The sequence below is a fragment of the Pseudoalteromonas sp. HL-AS2 genome (assembly GCF_031198805.1).
Taxonomy (GTDB): Bacteria; Pseudomonadota; Gammaproteobacteria; order Enterobacterales; family Alteromonadaceae; genus Pseudoalteromonas; species Pseudoalteromonas nigrifaciens.
In genome coordinates this window covers 601,387-626,944 of record NZ_CP133571.1, presented here as the reverse complement: position 1 = coordinate 626,944, position 25,558 = coordinate 601,387, and the positions used below count along the sequence as shown (strand labels likewise).

Genomic DNA, 25,558 nt, shown 5'->3' with positions numbered 1-25,558 from the left:
TAGCTTTGAGCTATCAAACATAAAAGTGTTACTTTATTATACGCACGCTATAAGGTACTAATTTGCGCGCTATGATTAAATTTTTATTATTAAAGTCCATCACATTTTTTGCCGGCTGTATGTCGTGCTTTGTAATGCATACAACCTTTGCATTACCGCTTGTTATATCTGCAGCATTAACCGGGCTAGTTGGCTCGTTTATTCCTTTTCCTAAGCTTTATCAAAACCACCCTTATGCGGCCATATATGCAGGTAGCTTTGCCGGTATGTGCTCAACTAGCTTAATTACTAGCTACTGGGAAGTGGCAATAATCTCAATTATTGGCGCAACGCTATACACCCTTACCTTAAATGCATTTGCTGGTTTTGGTGGCCGATTAGGCAGCGTAGCCTTTGCAAGTGTTGCTTTGTATTCTTTAGCTAAAGGCTTAGTGTAATGAGTATTGAATATTCTATATTAGCTTTGATAGGCGCTTTTTTAACATTTTATTTAGCCAAGCATAGTCGTTTTGATGGTATTAGAGCTTCTGCGGCCTTATCTATAGTTACTTACTTAATTTTTTACTGGCTTAACCTTGATCCTGAGTTATACAGCGTTGTGTTTTTTGGTGGTACTTTTATTGGTATGAGCGCCCCACACCGCTTTGGCATATATACGCTTGCCAGCTCCGCTGTTATATTTTCGTTATTATTTGAGTACTTAGTACCCATACTCGACGGCTACGGCGGTGCTTTAGGTGTGAGTGCATTTTTGTCGGTATGTATTTGTCACTTATTCATTATATTAGGTGCACCACGCAGTAAAAACATTTCCTTTCGACGTGTTAAATAAGCAGTTAATTGGAACTTGTAGGGTAACCAAATATCACTTTTAGCTTTGCCGTTACCCCTTTTGCTTTAAATGCACTTTTTACTAAATAAGCCCATTGATGAAAAGTTATGGTCAGTGGGTTGTTACTATTTAACTGCCCAACAATACCGTACTTACACGGTTTATCGGCTTTTTCCTCGGCGTAAGTGCCAAATAACTTATCCCAAATAATGAGTACACCGGCAAAATTTTTATCTAAGTAGCCGGGGTTAATAGCATGATGTACTCGATGATGCGATGGGGTGTTAAATACCTTTTCAAACCAGCCTAGTGTACTTACCGTTTGGGTATGCACAAAAAACTGATAGGCCAAATTAAGCGCCACTACGGTAAATACACTCAGCGGATCAAAGCCGATTAATATCATTGGCAACCAAAATAACCACATACCCGCAAGCGGATACATTAAGCTTTGCCTAAATGCGGTTGAAAAGTTCATTTTAGTTGAACTGTGATGCACCACATGGGCAGCCCATAACCAATGAATATGGTGCGACGCTTTATGAAACCAATAATACAAAAAGTCTTGTAGTAAAAATGCGCCAAATATCGTCAGCACCGACAGTTCAATATCAAATAACCTATATTGATGCAGCCAATAAAAAAATGGCATTAGCACAATTAAAGCAATTGCATCGGCGCCTTGGTGCATAAGCGCCAGTGCTGTATTCGCCAAGCTGTCTTTTATGTCGTAATAACGCCGATATTTAATAAATTCATAACTTACAAAAATAATAAATACAGGACTAAGGGCAAGTAAAATTATTTCTATGCTCATGATATGTTGCCCTTAAAGTTGGCTTTTAGTTTATTAAGCGCTTGTGCTATATCTTTTTTAATAAAAAATTTAACCACTAGGCTTGGCAGCCACCAAGGTGTTTTACAACGTATGTTATAGGTAACTTCGGTGCTTGTTGGGGCATTGTCACTAACGCAAAAATAAATATCGCCACGGTGCTCTGCAACTGGTTTATTACCTATTATTTGATAACTAATATGATTGCTATCGGCGCTAATTATACGCTCTTCAAAGCGAACTCCCGCCATTATAACTTGCCTAATAGCACCTTTACCGCCAATAATTTCGCCTTCATTTTGCTTTTTTAACAGGACAAATTTAGCATTAAAAAAACGTTCTAATTGCGCATGATCAAGCAAAGCGTCTCTGACTTGTAGAGGCGTTGCTGCAATCTTTTGTTTTAAGGTTATTTGTATCATTTTTATATAATAAGTATTTTCATAATGCCCTACCATATAAAATTTTTTCGTGGCAAACTTGCTGTTACACGACCATTTTTTAGCTTTAGGCGACAAATGAGCACACTTGCCGATCATTATTTTTCAAGCTGTATTGATTACCTTGAAACACTTGGACTTAATAGCCAAGCTGTTTTGTCGGCTATTAACTTTAATGAATACAGTAATAAGCAAGCTCAGCAACTCGCGCCACGCATTAGCTTAAACTGTTACAACGCACTGCTAAATTATGCTCAGCAAACTCTAAACGAGCCTTTGTTTGGCTTTAAGCTTGGTCAGCAAATTCGAACTGCCGACTTTGGCATATTGGGTTACTTAATTGAATCGAGTAATAACTTAGCCAGCGCTATTACCGCACTGCTTAACTACGACAGTTTAGTTGCAGATATTGGTAGAGCAGAGTTTGAACAGCAAGGTGAGTTGGCAATTATTCGTTGGCTACCTAATACTAACTGTAGCCCACAGGTTATTTTACGTAATATGACCGCTTGGGTAAGTGTTATTCGACAACTATTAAATCCACAGCTATCGCCCAGTACTATTTATTTTACCCAAGCTTCTACCAGCAATGAAAAAACAGTACTCACACACTGGTTTAACTGCCCCGTTAAAACTAACGCACAGTATAACCAAGTGGTATTTCCGAGCAGTTATTTAGCACTGCCATTTAAAACCGACAATACGCAAATTAATTTAGTGCTTAAACAGGTTTCTGAGCAGCAACTTTCACGCTTTAAAAGCCAGCAGCTACTAACCGAAAAAATTAGCCAGTTATTTATAGCTAAAAATGACTTAATCGACTGCAGTTTAATACGCACAGCAGGCGCGCTAAACATGACCCCGCGCACCTTGCAACGCCATTTAAAGCGCGAACAAATATCGTTTGCCGACTTACTTGAGCAAGAGCGTAAAAGGCGCGTAATACTGTGCATTGGCAAAGAGCCATTAAGTAACATAGCAATTAAACTTGGCTTTAACGACCAAAGTTCATTTAATCGTGCTTTTAAACGCTGGTATAACTGCACTCCACTGCAATATCTAAAAACACTACCTAAAAACATTGGCTAAAAATCAAACGTTACTTAACTCTTTAATTCAACATAGGTAATAAAAAGCCGCGGTTAAATTTAACCACGGCTTTTTATTCGCTTACTCGTGCGCTTAATAATACGCTTACTTTCCTATCGCTTCTTTAGCAAACAAATGCTTTATTGGGCCTAAGTTATCAACCATTGAAAGCCCAACTCCACGAATTAGTTTTTTAATTGGGTTAGCACCGGCAAATAACTCTTTTAAAGAGTACATCATGGCAATGTGTTTTTGCGCATCGAGTTTACGGGTTCGCTCGTAATCACGTAAAGTACGCGTGCTGGCAAATTCTTTATTATCACTTGTTAGTAACTCAATTAAATAAGCGGCATCTTTTAGGCCTAGGTTCATCCCCAAGCCTGCAAGCGGATGAATCGTATGTGCAGCATCGCCAATTAATACGACTTTACCTGCAACCCATTGCTGGGCATAACGCATTTTAAGTGGAAATGCAGCGCGTACACTTTGCACTTCACACAAACCACATTGGCCATCTATTGCCGCCATAATGGCTTTGTTAAACTGGTTGTCGTCCATTGCTAATAGCTCTTCACAATGCGTTGGGTTTGTAGACCACACAATTGAATGGGTGTTGGCATCGCTCAACGGTAAAAATGCTAATGGCCCGCTTGGTAAAAACACTTGGCGTGCGGTATTGGCGTGTGGCTCTTGGGTTTTAACTGTAGCCACCAATGCATGGTGGTCGTAGTCTTTAAAGCTCAGCGCCATATTAAACTGCTTTCGAATTGCCGAATTTGCACCATCGGCGGCCACCAGCAGCTTTGCAATGATTGGCTCACCACTTTTTAAAGTAACAAATACATCCGATTCGCTTTGGTGTATTTGCTGATAACAAGTGTCGAACATCAGCGTAGCATTTGGCTGCTGCTCTAGCTCCTTTACAAGCGCGTAGCAAATAATATCGTTTTCAACTATATGACCTAAATGATCAAGCTCTAGTTGCTCACTATTAAAAGCTATTTTGCCAAAGCTGTCTGCATCGCGCACATCCATATGGGTATAGGCACTAGCACGCAAAGCAACTATGTGTGGCCATACGTTTAATTGTTCAAGCAAGGTTTGACTCGCAATACTCAGCGCACTTACGCGCATGCCATACTCGTCAGTTGGCGGTGTTTGCTTTGGCGCAGCGTCAAGCACGACTACGCTTATACCTGCTTTTGCCAACCCAAGCGCTAAGGTAAGCCCTACGCTGCCACCACCTACAATACATACCTGTACTTGTTTCATAAACCTTGACCTTGTTTAACTTGCCCCATTAACTGCTTAGCCAATGGCGCTTTTAAAGAGGGGAATAAATCCATCGAAAACAACCCAATACTACGGCCAAGTGCCAGTATGCGTGATGAATTTGAAAAAAGCCTTACTAAACCATCTGTTAGGGTCATCACGTTATTTATATCAGCGCTGCGCTGCTGTGCATACTCGCGAGTAAATGCATAACTGCCTAAGTCATTTGGGCTCTGGGCAATTAAGTTACTAAGTACTTGTACATCTCGCAGGCCTAAATTAAACCCTTGCCCTGCAATGGGATGAATTGCATGCGCAGCATTACCTATTACTACCGTGCGGTGCGCAATAAGCGATTCTACTTGCCCATACACTAAGGGGTAATTAGCACGCATACCCACTTTAGTAAATTGACCACCGCGATAACCAAAGGCACTTTGTAGTGCGCTTATAAAGTCGTCTTCACTTTGTGCCATGTGCTGCTCAACGTGCTGTTGCTGCATACACCACACCAGTGAATAGCGGTTGTTGCTCATAGGTAATAGCGCCATGGGGCCATGTTGCGTAAATCGCTCAAAAGCATGGTTATTATGCCCACCAGCTACTTCTATATTGGCAATAATAGCCCCTTGCTCATAAGCTTGAGTGTTAAACTTAAGTTCAAATAAGCTGCGAGTTGGCGACTGTGCACCGTCGGCAATAACTAACAGCTTGGCGGCTATTTGCTCGCCACTTTGCAAAGTAACTATATTATTATGTAATTGCTGCTCAATGGCACTTACGCTATCAGGGCAATATAAACTGATATTTATTTGAGCGTTTAATAATTGATGTAACGAGCGGCCAAACGGGTTTACTTCAACCACATAACCAAGGGCATCTTTAGCAAACTCTTCACAGTTAATATCTGCTTTACCAAAATGGTGACGATCAGACACACTTACTTTTTTAATTGCTGTAGCGTACGGTGAATTTAACGCAAATAAATTTAAGCCTTGCAAGTACTCTACCGACTGCTGAGCAAGTGCTATGCTTCTATCATCAAAGCTTGGGTGATAGTCATTACTTACTTCATTAGCCTCAACAACAGCAATACTAAGCGCGGGATTTATTTTAGCCACACTTAACGCACAGCTAGCACCGGCTAAACCGCCACCAATAACAACAACATCAAACTGCTTAGGCACTTTTTTCTCCTAGTCTTATGCGCTTTTATTGCTTTGCATAAGTGCTTCTATATCGCTTATGGTTTTTGGCGCACTTAGGGTGAGGTTTTCATAACCACTTGGGGTTACTAATAAGTTATCTTCAATGCGAATACCAATACCTCGGTATTTTTGCGGTGCATTTGAATCTTCGCTGATATAAAGCCCAGGCTCAATGGTTAAAACCATGCCCGCAGCAAATGCGCGTTCGCTATTGTTTTGCTTGTAGTCGCCTACATCATGTACGTCTAGGCCTAACCAATGCCCCAAACCATGCATGTAATATTCTTTACACGCACCTTTTGCCATTAGCTCGTCAAAGTCGCCGGTTAAAATACCCAAATCTAGTAGACCTTGGGTCATAACTGCCATTGCTAAAGCATTAGCATGCGACATATAACCGCCGGGTTTAATTTCTGCAAACGCCACTTCTTGCGCTTTAAGAACAATATTATATAACGCGGCTTGCTCGGGGCTAAATTTACCATTCACTGGAAATGTACGTGTAATATCAGCAGCGTAGCCTTGTAGCTCGCAACCTGAATCTATTAACACTAGATCGCCACTTTTAAGGGCGTCGCTGTTTTGGGTGTAATGTAAAATATTAGCATTGTCGCCACTGCCTACAATAGTGCCATACGCTGGGTGCCGCGCACCATGCATTGCATAATGATGATGTAGCTCTGCTTCTAATTGATACTCGGTTGCACCGCTATGGGCAAAACACATTGCTCTAACATGGCCTTGCGCGCTAATTTCGCAGCCTGCGCGCATAATGTTTATTTCACTTGGTGATTTAAATAAACGCATTTCGTGAATTAACAAACGAATATCTTTAATGGTACTTGGCGCTGTGTCACCTTTTTTAGGGGCGCTGCGCAGAGTATTAAGCAAAGAGAAAACACGCCCATCAAAAGCCGAATATGCACCTTGCGCATAATATAAAACCGCTTTGCCATTGAGCAAATTAAATAACTGTTCACTCAACTCACTTAATCCATGGGTTGCATCAAACAAATATTCGTTTTTTGCTTTTTCAAAGCCTATTCTACGGCCATGCCATACTTCGGCTAGTTTATCTTTATTAAGGCAAAATAATGTACTGGGGGTATCGCTATTTGGAGCAAGTACAAGTACGGCATCGGGCTCATTAAAACCAGTTAAGTAAAAAAAGTCACTGTCTTGCCTAAATGCATAGTGAGTGTCGCGGCTGCGCGTAACTTCGCTCGCCGCAGGTATAATTGCCACACTGTTACTATCCATTTTTGCAAGCAGACGCTCACGACGTGCTTTAAACTCTGACTTTTGTATTTCAACCATGTGCAACAAACCCGTTTAACTTAAACTATTAATGAAGTGTTTTTTTAGTGCTAGCAGTGCTTTGATCTTTACCTAACTCTGCAAAGCAAAGTAATGCCGACACACGCACATACTCAATCACTTCATGTAGTGCTTGGCTGTCTTCTTCTGTTTCTTCAAAGGTAGTATCAAGGCGAGTAATTTCGCTAAAATCGGTAATAACTTCTTTTACATCGGCTGATAATTTACCGTAATCTTTTTGCTTTAAACCAAAGCCAAGCATAAAACCTGCAACCCAAGAAACCAAACCATTAGCCTGATCTATAAGTGTTTCATCGTCGCTGGGTAAAAACAAATCAAACGCAAACTCTTCATCATTAAAACTAGCAACGACCTGCTTATAAATGCTGCCAAAAAACTGTTTTAAATTATTACTAAACGAATCACCATCGTTAAACACATCGCTTAACAGCCCTAGGTATTCTTTGTCGTCAATCGTTAACCCACAAGCTAATAAACCACTAATTACACCGTGCGCTTCGGCCGGTGATACAAATATTTCGTTTTTTTCTAATAATAATTGGGCTTCTTCGTAATCTGGTAAATCGCTCATTGTTATATCTTCATTTTGCTAGTTAAGGCAATGCTACCACTCGATAAAAAGCAACTCCAATAAATTCTATAATCAAACCGCTTAAGGGGCACTATTAAACACTTTAATAGTGGCAGCTCTTTATTGCTGCGGTATGCTTTATTAAGCCCAATATATAAAAAACATATTTATGGTTAAAAAGCACACTCATAAGTAAATAACTAGTAACAAGAGCATAATAACCACGCAAACAAAATAATATTTTGCTTTTGGGGTTTAAGCTTTCGATTATGTCTTATATACTGGATTTGTTCCCTGGGGTGCTGGAGCTTGGTTAAGTCCCTGAGCCGATAAATTTTATACCAGGGTTTCTGTTCGTATACTATTGTGCAAGCTCGGCATGTACCGAGAAGCCTACGGTAAACCGCAGATTCCCGCCCTGAAACCTCAAGGTTTCAGGACTGACACCAACACCACACTTTGGGGAACACCTTCTTATTTTTATAATCCCTCTTATTATTTATTTGTCTTTTTTGTTATAACTTTCTAAATTATTTTTATAATCTTTGGCAAAAAAAAGCTGCAAGTAATTCCTTACTTACAGCTAAACTCTAAATGCTTACACTTATTTACTTAAACCAACCCTGAAAACGCTCCATGAGCATATAATTTACCGGTACTAGCAATAAAGTAATGAAGGTGGCGAATATAATTCCAAAGCCTAAGCTCACAGCCATAGGAATTAAAAATTGCGCTTGAGTCGCTTTTTCAAATAATAACGGCATTAATCCTATAAAAGTGGTTAAGCTAGTTAGCATAACTGGGCGAAAACGTGACGCGCCGGCAAGTTTAACTACCTCAATTAATTCAATCCCTTCTGTGCGTTTTTTATTAATATAGTCAACTAATACCAGCGAGTCATTAACCACTACGCCAATTAATGCTAGCATGCCAAGCAAGCTCATAATGGTTAATTCCATTCCCATGATCCAATGCCCTACTACAGCGCCTATCATGCCAAAGGGTATAACACTCATTACTATTAATGGCTGTAAATACGATTTAAACGGTATCGCTAATAGCGCATAAATAATAAAAAATACAAATACTAACGCCCAAGCAAGTGAACCAAACGACTCTCTTTGCTCTTTTGCTTCTCCTTCTAATGCATAATCAACTCCTGGGTATTGCTGCATTAGCTCATCCAAATACTGGGATAAATCAGCTTGGAGTATGGTCATGTTAGTGTTGCTTTTTTCTATATCGGCGGTCACATTTAAAGTACGGTAACGATCGATTCGATTGATAGTAGACGGGCTTTGCCCTGTAATTAAAATAGCCACATGCGATAAAGGCACTGAGCCACCGGCAGGTGTGTTTATGAGTATATTTTGTAAGTCGGCTACCGAGCGTCTTTCATCAATAGGCAAACGTACCATTACGCGCACATCGTCTCGCCCACGTTGGATCCTTTGTACTTGCGAGCCAAAAAACGAGTTACGCACTTGCCCTGCTACATTTACTCTATTTAAACCCAGCGCTAAGCCTTGCTCTGTAAGCTCTATTTGTAACTCTTCTTTACCATCAGACATACTATCGGCAATATCGAATACAGTTGGGTAGGTCGATAAACGCGTTTTAATATGATCTGCCACGTCTTGTAAAACCTTTAACGATGTACCGCTAAGCTGCACATCTATTGGATCTGAACTACGACCTATTTCGGCTCTAAAGGTGAGACTTTCAGCGCCGGGAATAACGCCAATTAATTCGCGCCATTCACTGGCAAGCTCGCGTGAGCCTATATCTGAATCACGTTTTTCAGCTGGGGTAATTTCAAAGCGTACTGCGCCTGAGTTAGATACTCCGCCGCGCCCGCCCGTTGTTGCTAAAATATTTAAAATAACGCTCTCCCCCGTATCAGGGTCACGGTATTTTTCTTGTAATTGCTGCGCCTTTTGCGACATATCAATCACGTACTTATTAGTTACTTCAAACGGCGTGCCAGCAGGCAGGGTTAAGTTTACCCGTACGGTTTCGCTGGGAATACGTGGAAAAAATACAAACTTAGTCCAACCACTGGTGATCATAGTTAAAATAATTAAAAACACGCCAACAAATAAGCTCACCGTTGCCAGTTTATGGCGCAGAGCTAAATTAAGAATAGGTTGATAATATTTTAAAATCGCACTTTCAAAGCCATCAGCAAAACGTTGCTGTAGCAGATCAAACTTTGATTGCTTACCTTTTTGGTGACGTAGCTTTATATATTTTAAATGTGCAGGTAAAACAAATTTAGATTCAATTAAAGAAAACAATAATACCGGAATAACCACCACCGGAATTTGTGCAAATAATGCCCCGCGTGCACCTTCAATAAAGGCTAATGGCAAAAAGGCCGCTACCGTGGTTAATACACCAAAAGTCACTGGCGTTGCTACTTCTTGGGTACCTAATATGGCAGCTTGTTCGCCCGATTCGGCTGTTTTTAAATGGGTGTAAACGTTCTCTCCGGTGACTATGGCATCATCAACCACAATACCGAGTACTAAAATAAAACCAAACAAGCTCATTACATTAAGCGTTACGCCAAAAATAGGCATAGCAATAAATGCCCCCATGAACGACACCGGAATACCAATAAACACCCAAAATGCGATAGCTGGGCGTAAAAATAAGGTTAGCAGTGCCAGCACTAAAATACCGCCTTGCAAGGCGTTAGTGGTGAGTGTGGCAATACGGCTTTTAACTAGCTCTGAGTCGTCATCCCAATAACTTAATGCAAAACCTTGCGGCAATGAAGGTTGCTGGGCATTTATATAAGCTTTTACTTCATCGGCAACAGTAATTGCACTTTGTGGGCCTATTCGGTATACGTCGATAAAAGCGGCTTGTTTTCCGTTAAAACGTGTACGCACTGGGGTTTCTTCAAAGCCGTCATTAATTGTGGCTATATCACCTAAGCGAATAATAGTACCGTCGCTTTGGTTTTTAACCACTATGCTGGCAAATTCATCTTTTCGGTATGCTTGTCCTTTTGAGCTAATAAGTACATCGCCACCTTGGGTTTTTAAGTTACCCGCAGAAATGTCTGAGCTTGAGTTAGCAACCGCATTAGAAATTTGCGCCAGTGTTAAGTCATATTGGCGCAATGTATCTTGGCTTACTTCAATAGCCAGTTCGTAGTCGCGCACGCCACTTAACTCAACCTGCGTTACACTGGGTAAACGTAATATTTGATCGCGTACTTGCTCTGCATACTCGCGAGTTTCTTTTTCGCCATAATCACTAGATACAGTTACCGCTATAACCTCTCGTTTTCGCTCAGCTAGAGCAACGATGGGTTTTTCAGCATCCCCAGGAAAGGTATTAATAGCATCAACACGGCTTTTTATATCAGCGAGCAACTCTCGAGGATCGTAGCCGCTTTCCACTTCAACAGTGACAGAGCCCGAACCTTCAGATGAGCGGCTAAATATTTGCTTTATACCCTCTAAATCTTGTACAGACTCCTCTATACGTATAGTGACACCTTGCTCAACATCCTCTGGCGTCGCGCCACGTAAACTAACCTGAATGCTGATCATATCGGTTTCAAACGAAGGAAATACTTCGATCGGTATTTTCGTCGATAAACTAAACAGCCCAGACAGCAACAAAGTTACTAACAATAAATTGGCAGCAACATGGTTTTTGGTAAACCAAGCAATCATGGCTTATCTCCTTGCTTTGCTGCGCGACGTTTTTTTACTAGCTCTGCAACACTAATGTCTTGCTCTTTTGCTTGTTGTGCTAATTGCTCTGCTGTTGGGCGTTGCTTCATACTTTGTGGTTTAGTCGCTTTATTATCTTCGCCTAAAATATTCACTTGTGTACCCGAACTAACTTGCCCCAGTGGCGTAATAACAAGTTTATCACCTGCTTTTAAGCCGGTTTTTATCATTGCAAATGCGGCATTTTGCCATGCAAGCGTTATATCTTTACGCTTTAATACTCCCTGCTCAACAATATAAACGTAAGACCCCTGATAAATAGTGCTATTTGCAATAATAAGTGCATCAGAAACTGTTTTTCCGGTGATCTGCGCTTTAACGTATTGCCCTATTTTTATTGGGTATTGATTACTTTGTGTTGCTTTATAAGGGTCATTAATTTTAGCAACCACGTAGAGTTGCTGTGCACTTTCATCAATAGCACCTTCGGTACGCGCCAACTGCCCTTGCCATGTTTGCTCACCAACTAAATCAGAGCTAAATTTAATCACGGATCCGGCCTGGTTTTTAGCACCGTCGCGGTACTGCTCAGGTAAATTAATAAAAGGTAGGTCTTTGTTTTTTATTGGCAACCGAATCTCTACGCTGTCTATTGCGTAAATAGTAGCGAGCTGAGTATTGTTGCTAACAACTTGGCCTAAATCTACATTACGACTAAGTACTCGTCCTGCAAAAGGCGCTATTATTTGGGTACGTTCTAAGTTTAACTTGGCTTTTTCAAGTGTTGCTTGCGCCGATAATACTTGTGCTTGTGCTGCAGCTAATTGTGGCTCACGTAGCACCAAGCTACTTGCAGGTTTATCATTACCTAAACGCTGCCAATCTGTAATAGCCTGCTGCCCGCGGGCTTGTTCTTCTAAAAGGCCTTGCTTTGCTGTTAATAAGTTAGCCTGTGCCGATTTAACCTCTGCTTGATAGTCTCTATCGTCGAGTTGGATTAGTACCGCACCTTTTTTAAAAAAACCACCTTCTCTAAAGTCATCGCTTATATTTATAATTAAACCCGATGCTTGAGCAACTAATAAGCTTTGTGTACGTGGTTTTACTGTGCCGTAGCTGTCTACCATCACTTGATAGTTTTGCGGCTGCAACATTTGAACTGCTACATTAATTGATGCTTTTGGTGGTGCACCAAAGCGATTAGCTTCTGGCGGGTTACCTTTAATAAACATGACGATTAAAATAGTGGCAATAATAACCGCGATTGGAATAATAATTTTTGCTGTTTTAGTTTTCATTGCTATTACTCTGTAGTTCGGTTGAAGTGTTTGCAAAATCGCCACCAAGGGCAAGGTGTAAATTAACTCGGTTTGCTATCAATTGATTTTTAATACTAATTAAGGAGCTTTGAGCATCGAACGAGCGTCCTTGTGCATCAAGCACTGTAGTGTAGCTAACCAAGCCACTTTGATATTGCTCAAACGATAATTGCTCGGCAGCAAGGGCATTTTCTTGTGCTTCTAGCGTGCTTGTATATTGCGCTTTAAGTGATTGCTGTAGCGTAATCGCATTTTCTACGTCGCTAAAAGCATCGTAAAGTGTTTGTAAATACTGCTGCTCTTGTTTTTGGCTATTTAAACGCGCAATTTCTTCATTCGCTTTTAACCGGCCGCCATTAAAAATAGGCGCTGAAATACTGCCAAGTAATGACCATGCTAGGCTAGATGGCGAAAACAAATCACTTACTCTATCAGTAGTATCACTTAAACTTGCCGTTAAATTTAAACTTGGAAAACGTTGCTTATGGGCATAAGCCAAGTTTGCATCACTTGCTAAAAGCTGATACCAATTTGCACGTAATGTTGGCTTTCGGGTAATTAACTCTGAGGGTAAACCTAGTGGAATGTCAGTATTGATAACTGGTAGGTCATTATTTGCCGAGATAATTCCTTTCGGATAATCTCCCAATAAACGCTCAAGTACTCTTGCTGTAGTTAATAAGCTAGCTTGCTGAGTAGCAATACGTGAACGCTCATTATTTAGCTCGTTGCGAGCTAAATAAACATCGAGAGCTTCGTTTAATCCTTGACGATAACCTGACTCTATAATATCAAGATTTTGCAAAGCATTGGCTTCACGGCGCTTATATAAATCAAGTAATTGCTTTGCGGTTACTACATCAAACCAGCCCTTTACTACATCGGCAACTAGCTGTTGTTTGGCTTGTTCAAAGCGCGCCTGTTGCGCTAAGTAGTTTAAATTAGCTTGGCGATTAGAATCTGACAGCTTGCCCCATAAATCAACTTCGTAACCTAAATTCAAGCTCACTGAACTTGCATTATTATAACTAATTGGGCGGTTATTTTTACTACGGCTAGTACGCGCAGATAAGTCCAGAGTTGGCCACAACGCAGCGCCCGACACAATTAACTGCTGCTTTTGGATCGCTACATCGTAACTGCTTTGTAAAAGCTGCTGGTTATTTTTAAGTGCCTGCTCCACAAGCTTATTCAGCTGTGGATTTTGTAATTGTGTAAGCCATTGCTGCTGTACGTGTAATACCGGCGCAGAGGTTTTTTGTTGCCATTGCTGCGGTACATTGTTAGGTGCTTGTTCGCGCTGCGGTGAATTTATATTGCTCGCACAGCCGCTGAGCAGCACAATACTGAGTGCCAATAAAGTTGGCTGGTATTGTTGCCAAATCATAATTAAACCTGAATTACTGCTATTTATAATGTAATTCAAGCACTTTGAACCAAAACGCTCAACTTACTTTACATAACATTACATAATTAGCCATAAACTATCGGATAACTATTTATACTCTATTTCGACATTAATGATCATTAAGAAAGTTGAAAGTAACTATAAGTGGTTTGTATCACTAAGGGGGTTGCTAAGTAGTGTACTGATAAGCTTAAAATTAGTCTGGAACAATTTTAAGCTGTATGGGATGCAGGGATAAATAATCTTTATAAACAAAAAAACCTCACAAATGTGAGGTTTTTTTAATAAATGGTGCCTCGACGCGGAATCGAACCACGGACACGAGGATTTTCAATCCTCTGCTCTACCGACTGAGCTATCGAGGCACATAAACTGTGCGAGTTAACTAAATATTCTAAGCCAACTTTTTACTAAACTGATTTAGTAAATAAATGGTGCCGACTAACCGAGCCGACGGGTAACTTGAACAGACTACTGATTACAGCTTTCTTTCCAAATTACATTATAAATGGTGCCGACTAACCGAGTCGACGGGTAACTTGAACAGACTACTGATTACAGCTTTCTTTCCAAATTACATTATAAATGGTGCCGACTAACCGAGTCGAACGGTTGACCTACTGATTACAAGTCAGTTGCTCTACCAGCTGAGCTAAGTCGGCACACAAAACTGTGTGCTAAGGCACTTTATCAATTTTAAAGATTGATAACTTTTAATAAATGGTGCCTCGACGCGGAATCGAACCACGGACACGAGGATTTTCAATCCTCTGCTCTACCGACTGAGCTATCGAGGCACATAAACTGTGCGAGTTAACTAAATATTCTAAGCTAACTTTTTACTAAACTGATTTAGTAAATAAATAGTGCCGACTAACGAAGTCGACGGGTAACTTGAACAGACTACTGATTACAGCTTTCTTTTCAAATTACATTATAAATGGTGCCGACTAACCGAGTCGAACGGTTGACCTACTGATTACAAGTCAGTTGCTCTACCAGCTGAGCTAAGTCGGCACACAAAACTGTGTGCTAAGGCACGCATAATACTGTTTAATATCTTTGATTTCAAACACTATTATTTAATAATGGTGCCCAGACGCGGAATCGAACCACGGACACGAGGATTTTCAATCCTCTGCTCTACCGACTGAGCTATCTGGGCAATACTCGGTTTTAATAAAACCCTTCACAAGGATTTTCAATACAATTCCCACTGAGCTCTACCGACTGAGCTATCTGGGCGTGCGGCGTATTAAACGAGTTTTGCTGTTACAAGTCAACTTTTTTTTCATTCTTTATAACTGTTTGCACGGTTTTTATGCAACTCGGGTCTTTTTTAATTAACACTGCTCATTTATACTACAAACAAGTGAAAAGTAGCACCATAATTTTAATCTAAACTATGCTAAAGTTGCGGCGAGTTATTTTTACTTGTTTTGTTTATCCCAAAGTACGGTAAAGGCTTACCGTGTTATTAATATACCAATTAGGAAAAATCCATGCAGAGTAAGTTCTCTTCAGTGATAAAAGGTTTGTTACCTCTTTTTTTATTAAGTAATATAATTATAACCACACTGTTTATAATTGCCATCTCACTTTATTCTCAAAGTGAGATGGATACTAAAAAAAGTACACCGCTTATTGACATCACTTCACTGGCTAACAAGCTAGAAGCTCCTCTAGTCGACGCTTTAACTATTTACGGGCAAGGTAAAGTACAAGAGCTGCTTGAGCTTACCTCTGTATTTAGTGACAACTTTGAATACACGCTATATCGCTTTAGCGCTACATCACAAACGGAGCTGGTATATAGTACTAACAAACCTGCAATTGCTGCTATTAAACTTAACGAGCATTTAGTTGATCAAGGTATTTTACATAAAGTTTTAACGCTTAACGATCAACCTATTGGCGAGCTTATTTTAAAACAAAAAAAATCCCCTCCCACTTTAACTAAACAAACGTCATTATTGAGCGCCTATTTTATGGCTTGTATAGCGGTTATTACATTATTTGTATTAGCATTGCTATTAAACCAATATATTAATAACCGTTTACGTAAGAGTACGGGCTTGCTTAGCGAAGAATTACAGGCTGTAACTGATAGCAGTAATTTTAACAGCACTGTAAATGAACAGTTAGGTAATGGCTTAAATGTGATTGCACTAAATATTAATTTTTTATTGAAAAAAGTACAAGCAGCTTTATCTGAGAATGAAAAAACTCGAAAAGAATTACAAAAACTGCAAAACAATCTTGAAATTGAAGTGCAAACTCGAACCCTTGCACTTGAAAAAGAAACTTTAAATGCGCAAAAAGCAAGTGAAGCTAAAACCACCTTTTTAGCAACTATGAGTCATGAAATTAGAACCCCTATGAATGGCGTTATAGGGACTATAGATTTACTGCGCCAAACAAATTTAGACGGTTCACAATATCGTCTTAGTACCATTATTCGTGAATCTGCTTTTTCTTTACTGAGTATTTTGGACGATATTTTAGATTTTTCTAAAATTGAAGCAGGCAAACTAAATATTGACCCTATCCCGTTTTCTGTAACCGATACGATTGAAGAAGTGGTGCGCGTGCTTTCTTCTATAGCTAAACACCGCGATCTAGATTTAAACTTATCAATTGCTCCTGATATCCCTATTAATCTTATTGGTGATAACACTCGAGTACGCCAGATACTATATAACCTATGCAGCAATGCGATTAAGTTTACCAGTACGAGTGAATCGCATAAGGGGCAAGTTAATATCTCTGTAGAGGTGGCTCACAACACAGCAGAACACTTCACTTTACGTTTTTGTGTAACCGATAATGGTAAAGGCATGAGCCAAGCGCAATTAAGAGAAATATTTAATCCGTTTATTCAAGCGGAAAGCTCAATAACCAGAGAATACGGTGGAACCGGCCTTGGCTTGTCAATTTGTAAAAGTTTAACCGAGTTAATGTTAGGTACTATATCGGTTAATAGTAATATTGGTATAGGCAGTGAGTTCACTGTAGAACTGCCATTTAGTACCTCAGGAAAAATTAAGTTCGCACATAAAAATAGCTTAGATGGCAGGCATATTGTTGTAGTAAGCAATAATGTTGACCGTGAAAAAGTAATCTATCGTTACTTATCATTTATGGGCGCTAAAATAACCTATGTGCATAACGAGCAAGAAATTGAGTCTCTGCACGACGCTAAAGATATCATTTGGGTTGTTGATGGCATTGATAATATGGACAGCATAAATGCATTTTTAAGGCGTTTACTTTACTCTTTAGAGGATAATAATCAGCAGGTTGTCGTTTTAAGCAAGCTAGATGATGCAGCTATTAATCATAAAAATATTTTTTATATTAACGCAACGCCATTATGTAAGTCTAACTTTATGCTATCAATACTTGTAGCTGCAGGTTTACATCAGCCTAAGCACATTAAAAAAACCATAGCATACGACAACTATTTAACTACAGAGCAAGCTTTAGCCGCTAACAAGCTTATTTTGTTAGTTGAAGATAACATTTTGAATCAGCAAGTTATAACTGATCAACTGCACATCTTAGGTTACGGTGTTGAAGTAGCTAATAACGGTGAGGAAGGGATTAATATGTGGCGAAAAGGTAACTATTCGCTCATTTTAACCGATTTACATATGCCGATAATGTCGGGCTACGATATGGTCGAAAAAATCCGCAATGAGGCCGAAATGCTAGGTTCGGTTATTTCACAGCCTTATATAATAGCCGTGACAGCCAACTCTTTAAAAGGTGAAAAAGAACGCTGTTTAGCTGTTGGTATTAACGACTTTATTACTAAGCCTGTTGAGCTTAACGTTTTAGAAAATACACTAATACGCTGGAATGAAAAAAGTAATCACAAGAGCATAGACATACCACATCAAAAGCCAGCAATGCCAATAGATATGGATTCAGTAGCTAAATACATTAATGGCGATGACGCGAAGAAAATACGTTTTTTTAAAATGTATTTAGAGCAAAGCCAAGAGCTAATAAAGTCGATTAACTTTGGTGTTATGCAAAGCAACGTTAATGAGATTCTTGAGGGGTGTCATCAATTAAAGTCTATATCTAAAACCATTGGGGCGCATCGCGTCGCTGAACTGGCCGTCGTGTTTGAAGAGCAATGTAAAACAGATGAACTAAACAGCGATAAGTTAATTGATTTAAGAGATCAATTAGAAATTGAATATTCTAAAGCTGCTCAATTTTTAAAAGAGCAAATTAAAAGTGCCGAGCAGCAAGAACAACCGAGTTAATTAATTTAGGTATAAAAAAAGGGCTATTTAGCCCTTTTTTTATTCCACATAACAATTACTTTTTTGGTGGTTTGTAGCCTTCAATTTCTACTTCTTTGTTTTCAAACAAAAAACCAACCATTTGCTGCTCTAAAAAGCTACGATGCTCTGGGTCCATCATATTTAAATGCTTTTCGTTAATCAGCATTGTTTGCTTGTGCTGCCACTGCGCCCAAGCCTCTTTAGAGATATTGTTAAAGATTTTTTCGCCTATTTCGCCAGGATATAATTGAAATCCAAGCCCTTCAGCTTCTTTTTGTAACTTTTGACAAAATACTGTACGTGCCATAATTAATTCTCTTTAGCGATAGTTATAAACAAGTCTAACCTATTGGTGCAATTTGTTTAACCAACTTTTTAGTTGGTGCTGCTAAACCCACCTCAATTGACTGATCTAGTGGGTACCAAACTAATTGTCGGTCGTTAATTACATCTGGAATTTGTACTACATTTAGCACATGTGGATTAATAGTAAGTTCAAAGTGCGAAAATATATGGGTAAAGGGTTCAAGCGCCACTAAGTCAGCTGTTAGCCCTTGCTGCGCTATAAACACCTCTAGTTCGCTCAATTCATTAAACTCAAAAAAGCCAAACAACCCGCCCCATATTCCTGAGTTAGGCCGTTTTTCCATGAGCACTTTATCATCATGTTTAATAATTAACTGATGGCAGCTTTTTTTCGGCACTGCTTTTTTAGGTTTTGAGTGTGGGAATGTTTTTACCTGCTGCGTTTTAAATGCACCACAGCGGCTACTTAACGGACATGCAGGGCAGTCAAAACGACTACGCGAACATAAGCTCGAGCCTAAATCCATCATAGCTTGATTAAACTCGGTTACGTTATTTTTAGGCGTTAGCTGCTCGCTCAAATGCCAAAGTTGGCTTTCGACTTTTTTAACACCATACCAGCCTTCAACCATAAAAAAACGGGCTAATACTCGCTTAACATTACCATCGAGTATGGGGTGATGCTGCCCAAGTGAAAGTGATAACACTGCACCGGCTGTAGAGCGCCCTATTCCGGGTAAATCAATAACCTCTTCAAGCGTTGTAGGAAACTGCCCCTGATACTTGTCACGAACTATTTTAGCTGTTTTATGTAAGTTACGTGCCCTTGCGTAATACCCTAAACCAGTCCAGTGATGCAGCACCTGATCTTCATCGGCGTTAGCTAAAGCAATAATATCGGGAAAGCTTTGCATAAACCTTTCAAAATAAGGGATAACGGTCACTACTTGAGTTTGTTGTAACATCACTTCAGACACCCATACTTTATAGGGTGTTTTTGCTAACTGCCACGGCAGCGTTTTTCTACCATGAAGGTGATACCAATCAACCACTTGGTTAGAAAACCAATCTGACTGCTGTTTATTTAAATCCAAAATAGTTTACTTTTTACGTATGCTCAATGGCGGCTCAGTTTATTGCAGTTAGTGAAAAGATCAAGCTATAGCGCCTCTATACACCTAGTAAAATCAGCTAGAGCTTGTTATCCATGGCTTGGTCAGGGATAATACGCAACCATTTTTTAAACCAGTTATTTTTGTCAGGCCAATAATATGAGTGAATCAAGTAACACTAATCTTGAGCAAGCAAAGCAAGAAGGTAAGTATATCCGCACTATTCGTAGTTTTGTGAAGCGCGAAGGTCGTTTAACCAAAGGCCAAGCTGCCGCTATCGAAAAATGCTGGCCAATAATGGGCTTAGAGCATAAAAATGGCATGCTTGATTTAAGCGAAGTTTTTGGCAATAACAATGATGTAGTGCTAGAAATTGGTTTTGGTATGGGCAAATCACTGGTTGAAATGGCAAAAAATGCCCCGCATTTAAACTTTATTGGCATAGAGGTACACCGCCCAGGCGTTGGTGCTTGTTTAATGGATGCTGATGAAGCGGGTATTACTAATCTGCGTATTTTTGAACACGATGCGGTTGAAGTTTTAGCCGATTGTATAGCAGATGAAAGTTTAACAACCTTACAATTGTTTTTCCCTGATCCTTGGCATAAAAAGCGTCACCATAAACGCCGTATTGTACAAGGCGAGTTTGTTGAAAAATTACGTTCACAGTTAAAAATGGGCGGTGTTTTTCATATGGCTACCGACTGGGAAAATTATGCTGAGCATATGCTTGAAGTAATGCAAGCTGCGCCTGGCTTTAAAAATCAGTCAGCAACAAACGACTACGTACCACGCCCTGATTTACGCCCGTTAACCAAGTTTGAGCAACGCGGCCATCGTTTAGGTCATGGTGTGTGGGACTTAATGTTTGAACGCACTAAGTAATCTGTATTTCGGATAATAAATACCTTAACCAACATTTAGGTTAAGTACATAACTTTGTAAATTATATAATCTGTAAGGTAAAGCCATTTATGAGCGTATTAACCAATCCAAGCCTACTGTTACTTCGCAACAGCGAAAAGTTAGTTGGGAAATCTATATTGGTGGTCAACTTTGTTCAAGATGGCTTTTTAGCCGAGCTTAAAAAGCGCAACCCAGAGAGTAAAATAACCGCCTTTAGCTACAATCATGCTAATGGCGAATTTGCCAAAAACACACCCGGCGTTGATGTATGTGTAAACCACTGTATTAGCGGTAACGACTTTGATTTAGTGGTTCTTTACTATCCAAAATCAAAACCTGAAGTTCTTATGGCGCTTGATAATATACGCGCAGTAATTACAGCAGATGCTGAGTTACTGGTGGTTGGCGAAAATAAGAGTGGTGTTAAATCAATAGAAAAACAGCTTACTGATAAAGCTAATTTTAATAATAAAATAGACTCAGCAAAGCACTGTGTTTTATATTCATTTGCAGAGCTTAAACAACTTAGTCAGTTTAATATTAGCGATTATCATAAGCCATTTACGGTCAGTGTGGCCGATAGCGAATTTACCGCTATCAGTATTCCTGGGGTATTTAATCACGGTAATTTAGATGTTGGCACTAAAATATTGCTTGAAAACGCTCCGCTTATTAAGCAAGGTACTGTGCTAGATTTTGGTTGTGGCGCTGGCTTAATTGCAACTTATTTAGGGCTGCAAAATCCGGCATTGAGCTTTGTTTGTAGTGATGTGAGCGCTTTGGCAATCTATGCAACAACGCAAACCCTTAAGCTTAATAACATTAAAGGCGAAGCCCTCTTAAGTGATGGACTTACTAACATTACAGGTAAGTTCGATCTTATTATTAGTAACCCACCTTTTCATACCGGTATTGCAACCGACTACACAGTGGCTGAAACCTTTTTAGCCAATGCTAAACAGCACCTAACTAAAGCAGGTAAGTTGAATATTGTTGCTAATAGCTTTTTAAAATACCCGCCAATTTTAGAAGCACAATTTGATAACTATCACACCGTGTTTAAAAATAATAAGTTTGCCGTTTACAGCAGTTAATAATGCTCATGTTTGAGCACCTCACGTGCTCAAACTTATTTATAAAATTAATTACCCTCCTGAATTTTTAGCGCTTAGCAATAATAGTCAAAATATTGAGGGGAATAGTAAAATCAAGTATTTGACCTTTTTATAACAAATAAACAAGAATAAGGTGCAAGAACTATTTCAAGCCGTCTATCTGCTGGCAAACCTGTTAAGTAATATCCAAGTAAACTCTGAGCGTAAAACAGCTTTTATAGTCAAAGTAAAAACGACACTCACCAACAACACCACAGCTTAAACAACGTACTGATTAATTATAAGCATGCTCTTGAATTTTAACTTTATGACCTCATTAATAGAGCATTCGTTATTCAACTATATTATTTAGTGAATTAACTGCTTAAAGTTAAATATTTTCTGAACTTTAATGCTTTTAAGATATCACATAGATTGATGAAAGGTTGGAAAGTGATATAATTTCATTTTGAATTAGTCTGATTATTTTAAGTATCTTTACCTGATTGATGGATGTATCAATTACTAAAGGGAAATGGCTTTGACTTTAATAATTCAAAATATGCATCCAATTTTAAAGATCAATTAAACAGTAGCTTTACTCTATACCTTTTAAGTAGGCTGTGCGGATCCTGCTGTTTTTCTCTAATTGTTTTTACTTGTTAACAATTAGATATAATCCTATACTCTTTTAGTAATCGGTTTATAAAACTATACCGGTTTTTTTTATAAATAAAACACACCAAAAGGTTAATTAAAAATGCAAACGCCAGTCATTCTGATAGTAGAGGATGAAGACGTAACTAGACTAAACCTCGTTAGTTTATTTGAAGCTGAAGGTTACAAAGTTATTGAAGCCATTGATGGCGATGACATGCATGATAAGCTTACAAATAATGACGACGTCAATCTTGTAGTTATGGATATCAATCTACCGGGTAAAAACGGGCTAATTTTAGCACGTGAGTTACGCCAAAAACGCAAAGTCGGTCTTATTTTCTTAACAGGCCGTGACAATGATGTAGATCGTATTTTAGGCCTAGAAATTGGTGCTGATGACTATATTACTAAACCGTTTAATCCTCGCGAATTAACTATTCGTGCGCGTAATTTAATTACTCGTACTGCCCTAGGTGGTGAAGAGTCTGCACTTGAAACAAATGGTGTCATTACGTTTAACGGTTGGGAACTTGACGAAAACAGTCGCTGTCTTACTTCTCCAGGTGGAGACGCAAAACGTCTACCTAAAGGCGAATACAGAGCACTGCGTTTAATGCTTGACTCTCCAGGTCGTATTTTTAGCCGTGAGCAATTAATTAAACACATGACTGGCCGTGAGCTACGTGCAAACGATAGAACAGTTGATGTTACAATTCGTCGTATTCGTAAGCACTTTGAAAGCGACAACTCAACAACTGAGTTGATCAGCACCATTCATGGTGAAGGTTATCGCTTCATTGGTAAAATCGACAGCTAATTAGTTACTCTAATTGCTGTAAGAATAAATGAAGGGCATGTTGTCCTTCATTTATTTTGTCTGCTAAAACATCTAACCACTGCTTTAACACCTCGTCAGATTCATCCAGCGCACCATACTCCATTACTTTTGCATGTAATTGCACATCATTTAAGCCTACAGATCCCGCAGCACCTTTAAGCTTATGTGCAACTGATTTATATTCTTCTCTGTCGCCTGAGTTTAACGAGGTAAGTAACTCTTGCTGATACTGGGGATTGAGTTTTTCAAATAACTGACTACTGCGTTTAAACACCACCAAACCCATTGAGTTTACAAAGTCTTCTATAGTTTCAACATCAAGTAAATGTGCATTAATGTCTGCAAGCGCTGCTGCACTTACTTTTAATTGTGGCTCATTACTTCTTGTTTGTTTTATACCAAATAAATCAGCTAATATTTTATCTAGTTTTACCGTATTGATAGGCTTAGCGAGCGCTCCTTGGATTGAAATCCCCTCTAGCTCTTGCTCTGCACTGCGCACATTTGCGGTAAGCGCTACAATAGGTAGTTTATCAAAATGGCTATCGGCTCTTATTTGCCTTGCTACTTCATCACCGTTTATATCGGGTAACTGCATATCAAGTAAGATCAAATCTAAATCGTCTTCAGTTTCTACAAAAGACAATGCATCTTCGCCGGTCTCAGCCCAAATAACTTCATGACCACGCTGTTCAAGTAAGTTAGTCGCAATTTCGGCATTTAACGGCACATCTTCTACTAACAGTATATTTAAGCTGCGTCCTACATAACTATTCTCAGTGGGTGCGCTACATAAAATTAGCGGTATTTCTACTATAAAGCAGCTCCCCTCGCCTTCGGTACTATTAACCGAAATAATCCCCTGCATTGCATCAACTAAGGCTTTGGTTACTGCTAAGCCAATGCCAGAACCAATAGCATTGGTGCCTTTAAGATCTGGCGCTTTATAATACATATCAAAAATACGAGAGAGCTGTTCGGCTGGTATGCCTTCTCCAGTGTCTGATATTTTCATGGTAAGCCAAGGGCCATCATCTCGATTTTCACGAATACAGGTGAGGGTTACACTGCCCTTATGAGTAAATTTAACCGCATTATTTATTAAGTTCCAAACAACTTGGCGAAGTCGGGTTGGATCTAGTTGCGCATAAATATCTAGCATGCCTAAGCGTTTAATATCAAAAGAAAGATCTTTTTGTTCAGCAATTAGGCCTGCAAAGTTAACCACATCATTAATAAAGTCAGATACGTTTATAGCATTAGTTGCAATATCTAACTGCTCTCTGTCTATTTTGTCTAAATCTATAATGTCGTTAAATATATTACCTAGTGTTTCGGCACTCGAAAACACCGTATTACACCAACTACGTTGCTGTTTATTAAGTTCTGTATCTAGCAACATACGTGTTAAACCAACAATGCCATTAAGTGGTGTACGCAACTCATGGCTCAAAGTGGCAATAAACTTACCTTTATCTTTGTAGGCTGTTTCAAGTGCTTCTGCAGCCTCTTTACGACTCGTAATATCACGGCCAAATGCAAGTAAACCTATGTACTTACCTTTATCATTAATAAACGGCAATTTACGTAATTCAAACCAACGCGTTTCGCCGCCCACATCGTATTGAACATCTATAGTTAATGCTTGATGAGTTTGCTCTACCTGTTTATCGGTTTTTAAAACTTCAGATAAAAATTGATTAGGAAATATTTGTTCAGCACTCTTACCGATTAATTCGTCACTGGTTTTACCCATTACTTCTTCAAACATTTTATTACAGCCAGCAAACACACCGTTGTCGTCGCGGTAATAAAATAAATCGGGGGAGGAGTCTACTATTGAGCGCTGTAGCATACTTTGCTGGGCAAGCTCTTGTTGTGTTTTTTTACGCTCAGCAATTTCTTTTCTTAGCTCTTCTATTGCCCGGTGCTTGGCATGAAACGCCATTTTACGCTCATCAATTTCTACATTTAAGCGATTTATATTATCTTTTAATGTTTGATTGAGTAGCTTTTCTTGTTTTGTCGCACTGTCTAAATATGCATAGGAGGCATCTAGTTGCCTGATTGAATTTATTAGCACGCTTATAACCAGAGGCGATACCACAGAGGTAAAAAATACCACTGCTAATATATCAACAAGATTAACTTCTCCAACGGCAACATAATAAAACATACTTGATAAAACAAGCGAAACTGCCAATAACAAAGCATAGCAAATGGCTGCAGTTTTAAACTCACCAAACCGAGTTATTAAACTAGAAAGAACTCGAGCCCAAGGGCTCAAAGAAGAATCGGTCATATATCAGTGTGTCTCTTAGCTTAATTACAAAAAGGTTT

Annotated in this window: 19 protein-coding genes, 5 tRNA genes and 1 other RNA gene; 8 read left to right on the top strand and 17 right to left on the bottom strand. The window is 39.3% G+C overall.

Features of this window, described 5'->3' with window-relative positions; genetic code table 11:
- Positions 1–71: 71 nt before the first annotated feature.
- Both RB215_RS02995 and RB215_RS02990 read left to right on the top strand, forming a co-directional pair.
- Positions 72–437, top strand: coding sequence for a hypothetical protein (locus tag RB215_RS02995; protein ID WP_176359692.1), 366 nt, complete (start codon positions 72–74; stop codon positions 435–437).
- Positions 437–832 (top strand): hypothetical protein, encoded by a 396-nt coding sequence (locus RB215_RS02990; RefSeq protein WP_011327268.1) that lies wholly within the window; start codon positions 437–439, stop codon positions 830–832. Before RB215_RS02995 ends, RB215_RS02990 begins: the two co-directional genes overlap by 1 nt.
- A 4-nt stretch (positions 833–836) precedes the next feature.
- Here RB215_RS02990 and RB215_RS02985 read toward each other — a convergent pair whose 3' ends face one another.
- Together RB215_RS02985 and RB215_RS02980 are read right to left on the bottom strand one after the other, a co-directional pair.
- The gene (locus tag RB215_RS02985; RefSeq protein ID WP_086997331.1) at positions 837–1,649 is read right to left on the bottom strand and encodes a sterol desaturase family protein; all 813 of its coding nucleotides are present in this window, start codon (positions 1,647–1,649) and stop codon (positions 837–839) included.
- Complete coding sequence (locus tag RB215_RS02980; RefSeq protein ID WP_306287508.1) at positions 1,646–2,089, bottom strand: SRPBCC family protein; 444 nt, start codon at positions 2,087–2,089, stop codon at positions 1,646–1,648. Before RB215_RS02980 ends, RB215_RS02985 begins: the two co-directional genes overlap by 4 nt.
- A 96-nt stretch (positions 2,090–2,185) precedes the next feature.
- Here RB215_RS02980 and RB215_RS02975 point away from each other — a divergent pair, with 96 nt between their 5' ends.
- Positions 2,186–3,196 carry an AraC family transcriptional regulator gene (locus RB215_RS02975; RefSeq protein WP_089367787.1) on the top strand — a complete coding sequence of 337 codons (1,011 nt, stop codon included), beginning with the start codon at positions 2,186–2,188 and terminating at the stop codon, positions 3,194–3,196.
- Between the two features lie 105 nt (positions 3,197–3,301).
- On the opposite strand, the gene RB215_RS02970 is transcribed toward RB215_RS02975, so the two are convergent.
- Genes RB215_RS02970 through RB215_RS02955 form a run of 4 tightly spaced genes read right to left on the bottom strand, consistent with a single transcriptional unit; the run spans position 3,302 to position 7,585 of the window.
- On the bottom strand, positions 3,302–4,468 hold the full coding sequence (locus RB215_RS02970; RefSeq protein ID WP_309216853.1) for an FAD-dependent oxidoreductase: 1,167 nt from the start codon (positions 4,466–4,468) through the stop codon (positions 3,302–3,304).
- Positions 4,465–5,655: a 2-octaprenyl-6-methoxyphenyl hydroxylase gene (gene ubiH / locus RB215_RS02965; protein ID WP_309216851.1), complete on the bottom strand. Its 1,191-nt coding sequence runs from the start codon at positions 5,653–5,655 to the stop codon at positions 4,465–4,467. The genes RB215_RS02970 and ubiH overlap by 4 nt, the downstream gene beginning before the upstream one ends.
- A 15-nt stretch (positions 5,656–5,670) precedes the next feature.
- Entirely contained in the window at positions 5,671–6,993 is a 1,323-nt protein-coding gene (gene pepP, locus RB215_RS02960; RefSeq protein WP_309216850.1) for a Xaa-Pro aminopeptidase, read from the bottom strand.
- 28 nt (positions 6,994–7,021) lie between these two features.
- Positions 7,022–7,585: a UPF0149 family protein gene (locus tag RB215_RS02955; RefSeq protein ID WP_011327261.1), complete on the bottom strand. Its 564-nt coding sequence runs from the start codon at positions 7,583–7,585 to the stop codon at positions 7,022–7,024.
- A 288-nt stretch (positions 7,586–7,873) separates the two neighbouring features.
- Here RB215_RS02955 and ssrS point away from each other — a divergent pair.
- Positions 7,874–8,055, top strand: a non-coding RNA gene (ssrS, locus tag RB215_RS02950) — 6S RNA.
- 138 nt (positions 8,056–8,193) lie between these two features.
- Here ssrS and RB215_RS02945 read toward each other — a convergent pair.
- From RB215_RS02945 to RB215_RS02910, 8 genes are all read right to left on the bottom strand, one after another.
- Complete coding sequence (locus tag RB215_RS02945) at positions 8,194–11,277, bottom strand: efflux RND transporter permease subunit (protein WP_011327260.1); 3,084 nt, start codon at positions 11,275–11,277, stop codon at positions 8,194–8,196.
- Positions 11,274–12,575, bottom strand: a complete 1,302-nt coding sequence (locus tag RB215_RS02940) for an efflux RND transporter periplasmic adaptor subunit (RefSeq protein WP_011327259.1) — start codon at positions 12,573–12,575, stop codon at positions 11,274–11,276. The genes RB215_RS02945 and RB215_RS02940 overlap by 4 nt, the downstream gene beginning before the upstream one ends.
- Complete coding sequence (locus RB215_RS02935) at positions 12,565–13,983, bottom strand: efflux transporter outer membrane subunit (RefSeq protein WP_309216848.1); 1,419 nt, start codon at positions 13,981–13,983, stop codon at positions 12,565–12,567. Before RB215_RS02935 ends, RB215_RS02940 begins: the two co-directional genes overlap by 11 nt.
- Before the next feature lie 310 nt (positions 13,984–14,293).
- Positions 14,294–14,369, bottom strand: a tRNA-Phe gene (locus RB215_RS02930).
- A 221-nt stretch (positions 14,370–14,590) separates the two neighbouring features.
- A tRNA-Thr gene (locus RB215_RS02925) sits at positions 14,591–14,666 on the bottom strand.
- 59 nt (positions 14,667–14,725) lie between these two features.
- A tRNA-Phe gene (locus RB215_RS02920) sits at positions 14,726–14,801 on the bottom strand.
- Between the two features lie 144 nt (positions 14,802–14,945).
- A tRNA-Thr gene (locus RB215_RS02915) sits at positions 14,946–15,021 on the bottom strand.
- Between the two features lie 72 nt (positions 15,022–15,093).
- Positions 15,094–15,169 (bottom strand) — tRNA-Phe (locus RB215_RS02910).
- A gap of 337 nt (positions 15,170–15,506) precedes the next feature.
- Here RB215_RS02910 and RB215_RS02905 point away from each other — a divergent pair.
- Positions 15,507–18,281: an ATP-binding protein gene (locus RB215_RS02905; RefSeq protein WP_309216847.1), complete on the top strand. Its 2,775-nt coding sequence runs from the start codon at positions 15,507–15,509 to the stop codon at positions 18,279–18,281.
- 55 nt (positions 18,282–18,336) lie between these two features.
- Here the strand turns inward: RB215_RS02905 and RB215_RS02900 are convergent, their stop codons facing one another.
- Both RB215_RS02900 and mutY read right to left on the bottom strand, forming a co-directional pair.
- A complete protein-coding gene (locus RB215_RS02900) occupies positions 18,337–18,609 on the bottom strand; it encodes an oxidative damage protection protein (RefSeq protein ID WP_309216846.1) in 273 nt (90 codons plus the stop codon).
- Between the two features lie 34 nt (positions 18,610–18,643).
- Positions 18,644–19,705 (bottom strand): A/G-specific adenine glycosylase, encoded by a 1,062-nt coding sequence (gene mutY / locus RB215_RS02895; protein WP_182683844.1) that lies wholly within the window; start codon positions 19,703–19,705, stop codon positions 18,644–18,646.
- Between the two features lie 174 nt (positions 19,706–19,879).
- On the opposite strand from mutY, the gene trmB reads away from it, so the two are divergent.
- From trmB to arcA, 3 genes are all read left to right on the top strand, one after another.
- On the top strand, positions 19,880–20,605 hold the full coding sequence (gene trmB / locus RB215_RS02890) for a tRNA (guanosine(46)-N7)-methyltransferase TrmB (RefSeq protein WP_089367781.1): 726 nt from the start codon (positions 19,880–19,882) through the stop codon (positions 20,603–20,605).
- A gap of 89 nt (positions 20,606–20,694) precedes the next feature.
- Entirely contained in the window at positions 20,695–21,720 is a 1,026-nt protein-coding gene (locus RB215_RS02885; RefSeq protein ID WP_309216844.1) for a methyltransferase, read from the top strand.
- A 760-nt stretch (positions 21,721–22,480) separates the two neighbouring features.
- Entirely contained in the window at positions 22,481–23,197 is a 717-nt protein-coding gene (arcA, locus tag RB215_RS02880; RefSeq protein ID WP_011327252.1) for a two-component system response regulator ArcA, read from the top strand.
- Positions 23,198–23,201: 4 nt separating this feature from the next.
- Here the strand turns inward: arcA and arcB are convergent, their stop codons facing one another.
- Positions 23,202–25,520, bottom strand: coding sequence for an aerobic respiration two-component sensor histidine kinase ArcB (gene arcB / locus RB215_RS02875; RefSeq protein WP_208834678.1), 2,319 nt, complete (start codon positions 25,518–25,520; stop codon positions 23,202–23,204).
- Positions 25,521–25,558: the final 38 nt, after the last annotated feature.

Excerpts from the sequence above, each read along its gene's own strand:
- RB215_RS02995 (WP_176359692.1), top strand. The coding sequence starts at position 72 with ATGATTAAATTTTTATTATTAAAGTCCATCACATTTTTTGCCGGCTGT.
- RB215_RS02990 (WP_011327268.1), top strand. The coding sequence starts at position 437 with ATGAGTATTGAATATTCTATATTAGCTTTGATAGGCGCTTTTTTAACA.
- RB215_RS02985 (WP_086997331.1), bottom strand. The coding sequence starts at position 1,649 with ATGAGCATAGAAATAATTTTACTTGCCCTTAGTCCTGTATTTATTATT.
- RB215_RS02980 (WP_306287508.1), bottom strand. The coding sequence starts at position 2,089 with ATGATACAAATAACCTTAAAACAAAAGATTGCAGCAACGCCTCTACAA.
- RB215_RS02975 (WP_089367787.1), top strand. The coding sequence starts at position 2,186 with ATGAGCACACTTGCCGATCATTATTTTTCAAGCTGTATTGATTACCTT.
- RB215_RS02970 (WP_309216853.1), bottom strand. The coding sequence starts at position 4,468 with ATGAAACAAGTACAGGTATGTATTGTAGGTGGTGGCAGCGTAGGGCTT.
- pepP (WP_309216850.1), bottom strand. The coding sequence starts at position 6,993 with ATGGTTGAAATACAAAAGTCAGAGTTTAAAGCACGTCGTGAGCGTCTG.
- RB215_RS02955 (WP_011327261.1), bottom strand. The coding sequence starts at position 7,585 with ATGAGCGATTTACCAGATTACGAAGAAGCCCAATTATTATTAGAAAAA.
- RB215_RS02945 (WP_011327260.1), bottom strand. The coding sequence starts at position 11,277 with ATGATTGCTTGGTTTACCAAAAACCATGTTGCTGCCAATTTATTGTTA.
- RB215_RS02940 (WP_011327259.1), bottom strand. The coding sequence starts at position 12,575 with ATGAAAACTAAAACAGCAAAAATTATTATTCCAATCGCGGTTATTATT.
- RB215_RS02935 (WP_309216848.1), bottom strand. The coding sequence starts at position 13,983 with ATGATTTGGCAACAATACCAGCCAACTTTATTGGCACTCAGTATTGTG.
- RB215_RS02905 (WP_309216847.1), top strand. The coding sequence starts at position 15,507 with ATGCAGAGTAAGTTCTCTTCAGTGATAAAAGGTTTGTTACCTCTTTTT.
- RB215_RS02900 (WP_309216846.1), bottom strand. The coding sequence starts at position 18,609 with ATGGCACGTACAGTATTTTGTCAAAAGTTACAAAAAGAAGCTGAAGGG.
- trmB (WP_089367781.1), top strand. The coding sequence starts at position 19,880 with ATGAGTGAATCAAGTAACACTAATCTTGAGCAAGCAAAGCAAGAAGGT.
- RB215_RS02885 (WP_309216844.1), top strand. The coding sequence starts at position 20,695 with ATGAGCGTATTAACCAATCCAAGCCTACTGTTACTTCGCAACAGCGAA.
- arcA (WP_011327252.1), top strand. The coding sequence starts at position 22,481 with ATGCAAACGCCAGTCATTCTGATAGTAGAGGATGAAGACGTAACTAGA.
- arcB (WP_208834678.1), bottom strand. The coding sequence starts at position 25,520 with ATGACCGATTCTTCTTTGAGCCCTTGGGCTCGAGTTCTTTCTAGTTTA.